Annotated in this window: 8 protein-coding genes and 1 pseudogene; 4 read left to right on the forward strand and 5 right to left on the reverse strand. The window is 41.0% G+C overall.

What is annotated here, in order from left to right; translation table 11 throughout:
• Positions 1-364: 364 nt before the first annotated feature.
• The 4 genes and pseudogenes from fdhF (at position 365) to EV207_RS22430 (ending at position 6,420) form a co-directional block, all read left to right on the forward strand.
• Positions 365-3,301: pseudogene (gene fdhF, locus EV207_RS22415) on the forward strand (formate dehydrogenase subunit alpha).
• Positions 3,302-3,319: 18 nt separating this feature from the next.
• Positions 3,320-3,799: a helical membrane plugin domain-containing protein gene (locus EV207_RS22420; RefSeq protein WP_132748606.1), complete on the forward strand. Its 480-nt coding sequence runs from the start codon at positions 3,320-3,322 to the stop codon at positions 3,797-3,799.
• Between the two features lie 866 nt (positions 3,800-4,665).
• Entirely contained in the window at positions 4,666-5,109 is a 444-nt protein-coding gene (locus EV207_RS22425) for a MerR family transcriptional regulator (RefSeq protein WP_132748607.1), read from the forward strand.
• A gap of 66 nt (positions 5,110-5,175) precedes the next feature.
• On the forward strand, positions 5,176-6,420 hold the full coding sequence (locus EV207_RS22430) for an MFS transporter (RefSeq protein WP_132748609.1): 1,245 nt from the start codon (positions 5,176-5,178) through the stop codon (positions 6,418-6,420).
• 170 nt (positions 6,421-6,590) lie between these two features.
• On the opposite strand, the gene EV207_RS22435 is transcribed toward EV207_RS22430, so the two are convergent.
• From EV207_RS22435 to EV207_RS22455, 5 genes are all read right to left on the reverse strand, one after another.
• On the reverse strand, positions 6,591-6,923 hold the full coding sequence (locus tag EV207_RS22435; RefSeq protein WP_132748611.1) for a branched-chain amino acid transporter permease: 333 nt from the start codon (positions 6,921-6,923) through the stop codon (positions 6,591-6,593).
• Complete coding sequence (azlC, locus tag EV207_RS22440; protein ID WP_132748613.1) at positions 6,920-7,633, reverse strand: azaleucine resistance protein AzlC; 714 nt, start codon at positions 7,631-7,633, stop codon at positions 6,920-6,922. The genes EV207_RS22435 and azlC overlap by 4 nt, the downstream gene beginning before the upstream one ends.
• A gap of 213 nt (positions 7,634-7,846) precedes the next feature.
• Positions 7,847-8,731 (reverse strand): VOC family protein, encoded by an 885-nt coding sequence (locus EV207_RS22445; protein ID WP_132748614.1) that lies wholly within the window; start codon positions 8,729-8,731, stop codon positions 7,847-7,849.
• A 92-nt stretch (positions 8,732-8,823) separates the two neighbouring features.
• Positions 8,824-9,306, reverse strand: coding sequence for a nucleoside deaminase (locus EV207_RS22450; RefSeq protein ID WP_132748616.1), 483 nt, complete (start codon positions 9,304-9,306; stop codon positions 8,824-8,826).
• Between the two features lie 133 nt (positions 9,307-9,439).
• Positions 9,440-10,258, reverse strand: coding sequence for an alpha/beta fold hydrolase (locus EV207_RS22455; protein ID WP_132748618.1), 819 nt, complete (start codon positions 10,256-10,258; stop codon positions 9,440-9,442).
• Positions 10,259-10,873: the final 615 nt, after the last annotated feature.

Raw genomic sequence — 10,873 nt, forward strand, 5'->3', positions numbered from 1 at the left:
CTTATATACCCCAAATCCAAAAAAGACAACACATAAATCTGCCTCAACTTATAAATTCTGATACTATAAAGAAAACTCGCCGATTGGCGAGCCTTAAGGCGAAGACAGAGGCGTAGTTGCACTTATGTGTGTAAGAAAGTTTATACTTTCTTATTAACTAAAAAATTAATAATTTTACTGGACTGGATTGGTATACTGGTAAGCTCTGCTATTAAACTATTCCACCATGATCACACTAGCTTTTTTCTTATGGCTAGTGATCGTGGTGGTTTTTTTATGAAGGAAACTTGCCGATTGGCAGCCTCTAATAGGCGTAGCCAGAGGGTTAGTTGCACTTATGTAACTGAAAAAGGGAGGCAACATCATGAATGATTCAACCTTCCACATCAGAATTAACGATGTGGCATACAAAGCAAATCCGGGATCTACCATTATCGAGATCATTAATCAACATAATATTGAGCATCCGCAAATTTGTTATCTGCCCTCAGTAGACCCTATTGAGACTTGTGATACATGTATTGTCGAGGTGGATGGGGAACTGGTCAGAGCTTGTTCCACTAAGGTTACTCCGGGTATGAATATAAAATTAAACTCTAGCCGGGCAAAAGCATCACAAACAGAAGCGATGGACCGCATACTTGCTAACCATTCTTTGTATTGTACCGTTTGTGATAACAATAACGGGAATTGCAAACTGCATAACACGGCAGAAATGATGGAAATTGAACATCAAAAATACCCATATACACCAAAAGTCGATGCCAGCGAAGTTGATATGTCACACCCTTTTTACCGTTATGATCCCAATCAATGTATTACTTGCGGGCAATGTGTAGAGGTCTGTCAAAGCCTTCAAGTCAACGAAACACTATCTATCGATTGGGAGGCTGACCGCCCACGCGTCATCTGGGATGATGGTGTACCAATTAATGAGTCTTCCTGCGTCGGCTGCGGGCAATGTGTAAGTGTTTGTCCTTGTAATGCCTTAATGGAAAAATCAATGCTAGGTAATGCTGGCTTTATGACAGGACTCAAACCCGATATGTTAGAGCCGATGATCGATCTTGTAAAAGATGTTGAACCCGGATATAGCGGGATTTTTGCCGTATCAGAGGTTGAGGCAGCAATGCGGGAAACACGCACGAAAAAGACAAAAACGGTATGTACCTTTTGCGGTGTTGGATGCTCCTTCGAGGTTTGGACGAAAGGCCGTGAGATCCTTAAAATTCAACCCAGTGATGGCCCGGTAAATGCTGTATCGACATGTATCAAAGGAAAATTCGGCTGGGATTTTGTCAATTCAAACGAGCGATTAACAAAACCATTAATTCGTTAAAATGGTTCCTTTGTTGAATCGAGCTGGGAGGAGGCATTAAGCTTAGTTGCTGAAAAGTTTGGTGCGATCAAGGAGCAACATGGAGGGGGCTCAGTCGGTTTTATCTCTTCTTCTAAAATTACAAACGAAGAAAATTACCTTATCCAGAAATTAGCACGACAAGTCTTTGAAACGAATAATGTTGACAACTGCTCTAGATACTGTCAATCTCCTGCTACCGATGGTTTGTTGCGAACAGTAGGCATGGGCGGGGACGCGGGCACAATTAAAGATATCGCAAAAGCAGGTCTTGTCATTATTGTCGGAGCCAACCCTGCAGAAGGTCACCCGGTACTCGCCACTCGGATAAAACGTGCTCACAAACTCCACGGGCAAAAACTTATTGTATCTGATATTCGTAAAAACGAAATGGCTGAGCGTTCCGATGTCTTTATTCGTCCTAGACAAGGAACCGATCAAGTGTGGTTAATGGCAGTTGCTAATTATATGATTAAGCAAGGCTGGCATGATCAAACCTTTATTGAAGATAATGTAAACTTCTTCAGTGAATATAAAGCGATGCTAGAAAAGTATACTCTTGACTATGCGGAAGAAAAAACAGGTCTATCTAAGCAGACGCTCATTCAAATAGCCGAGCTGATTCGCGATGCAGATGGAACCTGTGTGCTTTGGGGCATGGGTGTCACACAAAACACCGGCGGCTCTGATACGTCCGCAGCCATTTCAAATTTATTGCTTGCTACTGGCAACTATCGTCGTCCAGGTGCAGGCGCTTACCCGCTCCGCGGACATAATAACGTCCAAGGCGCATGTGATATGGGGACTCTTCCGGGCTGGCTTCCAGGCTATCAGCACGTCACAGATGCTGGTGCTCGTGAAAAATTCGCGTCCGCATATGGCGTGAAAATTGATGAAAATCCTGGCCTTAATAACATTGAAATGCTTCATTCAATTGAAGCTGGCAAAATGAAAGCTATGTATCTCGTAGGCGAGGATATGGCATTAGTGGATGCTGATGCTAACCATGTGGATAAGGTGTTGTCACAACTTGATTTCTTTGTTGTTCAAGATATCTTCTTCTCCAGAACCGCACAGTATGCTGATGTCATTTTACCTGCATCCCCTTCTCTTGAAAAAGAAGGAACATTTACAAATACAGAACGACGCGTGCAAAGATTATATCAAGCATTGCCTAATCTTGGAGACTCCAAGCCAGATTGGCGGATTATTCAAGAGGTTGCGAATAAACTCGGTGCTGACTGGGACTATCATCACCCTAGTGACATTTTTGATGAGATGGCAAGTTTATCTCCTATTTTCGGACAAGCAAACTATCATGTTCTTGAAGGCTGGAATAGCTTCTTGTGGGGGAGTCATGATGGCGAAAGCACCCCTCTTCTCTATGAATATGGCTTTAATTTTCCTGACAAAAAAGCACGGTTTGCTCTCTCTGATTGGATAGAGCCATATGCATTCCCAGGAGAATTTGACCTTCATATCAACAATGGAAGAATGCTAGAACACTTCCATGAAGGAAATATGACGAATAAATCAGCGGGCATTCAATCAAAGGTTCCTGAAGCTTTTGTTGAAATTTCCCCTGAACTTGCCCGGGAGCGCGGCATTCAAACCGGATCTCTTGTCCGTCTTGTCTCACCTTTTGGAGCAGTGAAATTAACATCGCTTGTAACGGATCGTGTGCAAAAAAATGAACTGTTCCTGCCTATGAACTCCGTAAACAAAGAGTCTGCGATTAACTTTTTGACAGGCCCGGTATACGACAAGCGTACGAATACACCTGCCTATAAACAAACTAAAGTACGGATGGAAGTGCTAAGTACTGACGGAAAAGCGCCGCTGCCTAAAACCAACCCACGGGAAAAAAAACGTCATCCACAAAATGGTGTTGAGGTAGAGCGCAAGTGGCTTCAATCAGGCTATGTCCATTTGACAACCAAATAACTAGGAAGGATGTTTAATATGGCTGAACCAATAACAGACATTCATAGACCTGCCTTCACTGAAGAGCAACAAACCGAAATGAAACTCAATAACTTAAAAAAGCAGTTTGCTGATAACGAAGAAGGCTTGAATAAAATTCTTGATATAATTGAAGAACTGAATGATATAGGCGCCCTGGAAGCTGCAGATGCCATGCTGCATGCAAAAGAAAACATAGCCAAAATCGTTTTAGAACAAGTGTCTAGGGAACCTGTTACCAACCTCCTTAACACAGTCATTGGCGCCGCGGGTGCCGTCATGAATGCTGATCCTGAACAAACCAAAGCACTGATCGAGAGTGCCATGGCGGGCATTAACGAAGGGCATCAATTTGTTCAAACTGATAAAAAGGTCAGGATGTTCGATCTCATGAAAACTTTGCGAGACCCTGATATTAACCGAGCCATTGGCTTTGGCATCCATTTCCTAAAAGGAATGGGGAAGCAACTGAAAGAATAGTCATATCCCAGATATTAAAGGAAAAGCCGTGTGCTATTATAGCATGCGGCTTGTTCTATTGACCGGGGATTCCAAACCTTGTTGTGGCCAATATGGACATCAACCTGAAATACGTCCTTTTTACTGTGACGGCGAAACATATCACGCACGCCATCCATGGATCAACATCTTATGGATATGAACAAAAAAACAAAACACTTATATGAAGGACATTACCCCATGGTTTCCCGGTGTGTTTTGTCCTTCATTACCCTTATGAAGACGTTTTCTCCCCTCTTTTTACCGGTTTCGCGTCTTCATCGCCGTCATGAACGACCTTTACCTCAATTTTTTATCGACTTTGGGTGTTCATCGCCACTATGAACGACCTCGAGACCGTATTTTTACCAACTTTGGGTGTTCATCGCCCCTATGAACGACCTCAAGCACGATTTTTTACCAATTTCGGGTGTTCATCGCCACTATGAACGACCTCGAGACTGTATTTTTACCGGCTTCGGGCGTTCAAAACTCCTCTAAAGACATTTTCGCACGCTTATTTATCGATTTAGTGTTTCCATTTATTCTCCGAACAGTTATCCACAAGCAATATTGTCTGTCTAAAACCCTAATATTCGGTTTAACTTAATCTCACTCATTTATCTTCCCCATGCGCAAAAAATTTGACGTAGACGTGATATATTCAGATGATTTCGCGGTTTACACTACAAAAGTAGAAAATCTATTATATTAGAACGCCAACCTATTATATTTTATTTTCACCGAGTTGAAAGAAATCTAATAGTTGTAAATTGCGTTTATAGAATTTGACGTTAACGTTAAATGTATATATAATAAAAATCAGCATGGAGGAGGTTGTTTCTTTAATGGATGTGTTATTGAAAATAGATGATGTAGCAAAACAAAGTGGTTTGAGTAAACGGACGATTAGGTACTACGAAGAAATAGGTGTTCTCCCTTCCCCTGAGCGGAGTGAAGGAGGGACTCGACTTTATAGACAGGAACACGTTGAGTATTTGAAGAAAATTATGATTGTCAAAGAGGTATTAGGGTTTACATTACAAGAACTGCAGCATTTTTTATCTCTCAAGGAGACTTTAGAAAGTCAGAGAGCTGAATATAAAAAGGTTTCTGATCCCAAAGAACAAAAGGAAAAATTGAATGAAATTTTGGCAATCATCGATGACCAGCTTGAGATAATCAAACAAAAGACGCGGAAAATCCTTAGTGTCCAAACGGAGCTGGCGACTCTTAGAGAACGTGCCAATGCAGCGATTGGGAGAATCGACGAGGAAATATCCAAGACCTAAGAGCTTTTAAACAATCCTTTAATACCTAGGTAAAATAGCATCAATATAAAAAGGGGAGAAACTAGAATGTCAACAAGACAAGATTCTAGGGTAGTAAAAGAAACGCAAACGACACCATCGACTAGAGAAAAGGAAAGCCTCTTAAATCAACCAAAAGCTGTTTGGGCTGTTTTTTTTGCCTCCATTATTGCTTTTATGGGGCTTGGACTTGTCGATCCTATTTTAACTTTAATCGCCGAAGATCTTAATGCCTCCCAAAGTCAGGTCACCCTGCTGTTCACCAGCTACAATGCGGTGATGGCTGTAGCTGCGATTATCACTGGGGCAATTTCATCGCGCTTGGGTGCTAAATGGACACTCATATGCGGCATAGTGATTATTGCATTGTTTTCAGCGCTCGGCGGCCTCTCCAACAACATTTGGGCGATTGTTGGCTGGCGTGCTGTTTGGGGCTTGGGAAATGCGCTTTTTGTCGCCACGGCACTCGTCGCTATCATTTCACTTTCAAAAGGCGGAAATGCAAAAGCGATCATTTTGTATGAAGCTGCGATCGGTCTCGGTATATCCGTGGGTCCTCTTCTTGGAGGTTTGCTTGGCGGATTCTCATGGAGAGGCCCATTTCTAGGCGTAGCTTTGTTAATGGTCATCGCCTTTTTCGCAGTGCTCATATTCATGCCAACATTGAAAGATCAGGCCGCTGTCAAACGAGGGACGTCACTTGCTGAACCGTTTCGGGCCATGAAACACCGCTCTCTCGTTGTTTTTGGAATTGGCGCAGCACTTTATAATTTCGGATTCTTTACTGTTTTGGCCTATGCGCCTTTTGTCATGGGTTTGGACGTACATGGATTAGGATATGTATTTCTTGCATGGGGAATCCTGTTAGCGATTACCTCCGTATTCATGGCTCCGAAACTCCAGCAAAGGATGGGTACCGTCAGAGCCATGTGTCTTATGTTCACTTTATTCGCAGCTTTGCTTCTCGCTATCGGGATTTGGACGAATATCCATTGGGTGCCAATCATTGCTGTCATTCTGAGCGGAGCCGTCATGGGGAACAATAACACGTTAGTCACCACGGCAGTCATGAATGCCGCACCTGTTGAACGTTCCACTGCCTCCGCAGCCTATAATTTTCTCCGTTTCATAGGCGCAGCAGTGGCACCTTATATGGCAGGCAAACTGGCGGAGTGGTTCAATCCTCACGTTCCGTTTATCACTGCTGCAGTTTTTGTCATTCTTTCCGGGTTAATCGTCGGATTTAATTATCATCACGTCAAGCATGTTGACCATGCGGGATCTAATCACTGATGTTTTCTCATTCAATTTGAGTATTTTTGCACATCCCCTCGTAAAATCAAGACTAAATTGAAAAAGTTATAGAAGAAATAAGGCTTCCTACTTTTATTTATATAAACACAAAGTGGGAAGCCAGTTCAGTTTCATGTGTGAATCTGTTAAAAAGCATGGTTATAAAGGCATTAAAAAACAAATTGTACTAACATCATATAGATTATCGTTCCTCCGGCTATTGAAAGGAGCATATTTCTTTTCCAAATGTGGAGAAATGCAATTAACGACACAGCAATAAGTTCAGGAATGCCGTGACTTCCGGTTAGGAAGCTAACATCCTTAAGACAATAAATGACCAAAAGTCCTATTACCGCCGATGGCAGTACTTTACCGAGATACTGTACATACTTCGGTGTGGGTTTATCCGATGGGAATACGATGAATGGAAGAAACCTTGTGAGCATTGTACCTACAACAACCATAGCAATCGCAATAATCTGCTGTGTTATATTCATCGTCATATGTGTTTAACCTCAACTTTCTCCAATTGCTTTCTAAGTAGGGTGAGCAACCCCAAAATCGCAAACATAGCAGGGATAATAAAAGAGTTTCCACCAAAAATAATAAGACTGACAGTTGAAAGCCCAAGACCTGCGATAGTACCATGGTGCTTTTTCTCTTTCATCCACTGTTCAATAAAGATGACAACAAAGAGAGCGGTCATAACAAAATCAAGCCCTTCTGTATTGAACGTGATAAAAGAACCGAAAATACCGCCAATTGTTGCTCCTAATACCCAATATAAATGGTTGAGCATCGTTACAAAAAACATTACCCAGCCCTTATCAACATTCTTCGGAACATCAATGGTACTATTGATTGCAAAAGATTCATCGCAAAGTCCAAAAATCATATACCACTTTTTCTTCCCTGTACCCCTGTACTTTTCAAGCATTGATATGCCATAAAACAAATGTCGTGCATTTATCATCAAAGTTAGAAAAAGAGCATTAATCGGATTGAATACGCCCATCAATAAATTTGCTGCAACAAACTCCATTGAACCTGCAAATATTAATAAACTCATTAAAATTGGGTAAATGGCATTGAAGCCTAATGAATTCATATAAATGCCATAAGTGATTCCCAAGAATGTAAATCCTGCGAAAATGGGGACTGTATTTGGAAAAGCAATACGAAATGCATTTATTATTTGATTTCTTTTTTTCATATGGTTCACTTCCTGATCGTCAGCTTTGTATTCATTTATAACACACAAAATCCATACAATAAATAAAATAATTGTATGGATTACAATTAACGTTATATAGGGAAAATTCCCTCAACTTAATAAAGTGGGGGGATTTTAGATGAATTTCTCTTCAAAATCTACTCTTCGCAGACACAAATTTTACAGCCATGTTTTTCCTAGCTTTGATGGGCTTCATTTTTCAATCCGAGCGTTTTCCAATGCTGCAATATCAATTTTTTTCATCTTGAAAAGCGCCTCAGTAACCCTCTTGATTTCATCTCTTGACCCTTTAAACATGACATCATCCATGTTATCCGGAACAATCTGCCATGAAACGCCGAATTGATCCTTTACCCATCCGCATTGTTCTGCCTCAGGTACTGCAGAAAGCCTATCCCAAAAGTAATTAATCTCTTTCTGATCATTGCAGTTTATCATAAGTGAGAATGCTTCGTTAATATTGAAATCTGCATCCGAGCCATTATCCATTGCTGAAAAATGAATACCGCTAAGATTGAAACCAGCATAATTCACTTTTGCCTTCGGCGACGCCGCTTCTCCTTCTCCATATCTGCTGATTGTCCCGATTCCTGAATCTTCAAATGTTCCCACGTAGTATTTTACTGCTTCTTCAGCTTTCCCGCATGAATCACTTGAAAAGAGAAAGTTCGGGGTAATCTTTTGCACCGTTTGTTCTTTGTCCATGAGCATCAACTGCCAGGACAACCCAAATCGATCCTGAACCCAGCCATACCACTTGCTAAAAGGGTATTCACCCAGTGGCATTAATTCAGTCCCGCCTTCAATGAAAGCATTCCATTTTGCATTTACTTCTTCTTTAGAAGAACATGCCACCATTAAGGAAATGGATGGATTAAATTTAAAGTAAGGACCTGCACTTATCGCATCGAATCGTTGTCCGGCTAATTCAAAACTCACATATTCCGAATCTCCAGAAGGAGTATTTTCAAGAACTGTCACATTTAAAAGTTTTGAATCGGCAAATAAACCGATATAAAACAATGCGGCTTCTTTCGCTTCTTTATCGTACCATAAATGCGGAACTATTTTTTGCATAGTGGTCTCCTTACTATTACTTTATTTACCAGCATAAAGCATGCCAGCATTCACTCCTATTATACTCATTAGACGCCAAGGGCGTGGTATGTTTAACGTCTCCGCGAGTAAAACTGACGATGGAGTTGACGAACTTGCTCCGCGAGTTTAGGAACAGGGCCGTCTATTGTGGTATCACGAATAACATCTTGGATCGGAAGGTTACGAACGCGTGGTGCAGCAACCCCCATTTCATTCATCCATTGTACTAGCTGTTCGGAGGAACTTGCATAAACAATTCGACCTAAACCAACCCAGCCGTGGGCCGCAGCACACATAGGACAATGTTCGCCTGAGGTATATACTGTCGCCTTGCCTCTTTCTTCAGGTGTCATGTTCCCGGCTGCCCAACGCGCCAACGCAAATTCTGGGTGTTGGGTATGGTCGCCACCTGCAACATGGTTATGGTCTTCTGCAAGCACGTCTCCATTGGCTGAGATAAGGACTGAACCGAATGGCTCGTCACCAATCTCCAGAGCAGCCTTTGCAAGTTCAATACAACGTCGCAGATGCTTCAAATCTGTATCGTCTATCATGATTGAATTCTCCTTATACTGTTTTTATTTTTTCATCGATATTCCATAAACTGGCCATTATACGCACGGCGGGCGTAACCCTTGTTTCATTCTTGCGCCTCATTGCTGAGGAACAGCTTATAACGGTGAACGCTTAAGTAACAAGGAACCTTAGTATATATGACACAAGCTCTGCCGGCTGATCTTCCTGTACCAAGTGCCCTGCATTGGGAATAGAAACAAATTCTGATGTTTTTATTTTATTATGTAATTTATTCCCTTTTTCTATTGGAATCCAACTGTCTTGCTTCCCCCAAATAATGAGTACAGATTTGTTAATTTCGTGATAAAGTGATTCTATTTCATCAGTATACTTTTGGTCAGCCTGTGCAATTTGACGATAAAATGCACGCTGACCCGTTGAACCCAGCCAGGGGTTAATAATTCCCTCCAATGTTTCTTGATCCATTGATTTATATTTTGCTCCCTGAGCATAGGTTGAGACCATTGCCTCGTGTATATAACCGGGAATCCCTTGGAAAGCTGTTTCATACCTATTTACATGGGAGAAAAAAGGGGAGCCCCAAGGAGCGACTGCAACAGGATCAATAAGTATCATTTTTTCAAAATCCCGTTTTCCAAGCAAGTGTGTTCTTAAAACCGTTGTTCCCCCGAAATCATGTCCGATTACAATAGGATTTTTCAGTTCCCAATAATCGAGAAGCTCTGAAAAAATCTTATTTTGGACACCGAGTGAAACATCTCCTTCTGGCTTCTCAGACTGTCCATAACCCAAAAGATCATAATAATAAACAGTAAACCATTGACTGAGTGCGGGAATGATATGGCGCCAGTTAAATGATGACCACGGAGTTCCGTGTACAAGAATTATAGGTGGACCTTCTCCTTTGATATCGTAGCTGATTTGTCCGAACGACGATGAAAAGCTTTTTGTCAGTTTAAATTGTTCCATGATAATTTTACCCTCCAGTTACTTCAGATGTTAAGGAATCGACTTTTTGGGTTGAAATTCGCTTAGCGTAAAAAATATATAACTTCTTCTTGATTAACACCGTAAGAAACAAGACTAAAAAAATAAACCTCCCAGATGTATACTGTTCGGCGGCCATTCTACACGGATTTTCCAAACTGTGATACATCCGCTGTTATTTAACAATATAGCCCAACTGATGAACACAGTTGTTCCGCAACTGCGCCCTATTCTGGAACAACGTTTGTAAGACTTTCACTATTTGGATATTGTCTACCTTATAAACTAGTCAAAGCTGTACTATGGGCTTTGATTGGTATTATATTATATATAAAAAATACTGTATTCTAAAATAGGTCTATTAAATAAAAAATGAGGTGTATGGATGGGCAATTTCAGTTTAGCTGGTTTTTCAAGTATTTTAGTAATCTTAATTATTGTTTGCTTGGTTTTTTTTTATTCAATATTGTAAAAGGACGAATACATACAAATAAGATGTTTTATGGTTCCTCGCTATTTTCTGTGGAAACAAGTTAAATACATAGTCTAGTAACCAGTAATGAACCTTCTCGCTTTTTCATAGAGTCTCAATCTTCA

It is taken from the genome of Scopulibacillus darangshiensis (genome assembly GCF_004341035.1).
In the GTDB taxonomy this organism is placed as follows: Bacteria; Bacillota; Bacilli; order Bacillales; family Sporolactobacillaceae; genus Scopulibacillus; species Scopulibacillus darangshiensis.

Excerpts from the sequence above, each read along its gene's own strand:
- EV207_RS22435 (WP_132748611.1), bottom strand. The coding sequence starts at position 6,923 with ATGACGATGAATATAACACAGCAGATTATTGCGATTGCTATGGTTGTT.
- EV207_RS22455 (WP_132748618.1), bottom strand. The coding sequence starts at position 10,258 with ATGGAACAATTTAAACTGACAAAAAGCTTTTCATCGTCGTTCGGACAA.
- azlC (WP_132748613.1), bottom strand. The coding sequence starts at position 7,633 with ATGAAAAAAAGAAATCAAATAATAAATGCATTTCGTATTGCTTTTCCA.
- EV207_RS22425 (WP_132748607.1), top strand. The coding sequence starts at position 4,666 with ATGGATGTGTTATTGAAAATAGATGATGTAGCAAAACAAAGTGGTTTG.
- EV207_RS22445 (WP_132748614.1), bottom strand. The coding sequence starts at position 8,731 with ATGCAAAAAATAGTTCCGCATTTATGGTACGATAAAGAAGCGAAAGAA.
- EV207_RS22430 (WP_132748609.1), top strand. The coding sequence starts at position 5,176 with ATGTCAACAAGACAAGATTCTAGGGTAGTAAAAGAAACGCAAACGACA.
- EV207_RS22450 (WP_132748616.1), bottom strand. The coding sequence starts at position 9,306 with ATGATAGACGATACAGATTTGAAGCATCTGCGACGTTGTATTGAACTT.
- EV207_RS22420 (WP_132748606.1), top strand. The coding sequence starts at position 3,320 with ATGGCTGAACCAATAACAGACATTCATAGACCTGCCTTCACTGAAGAG.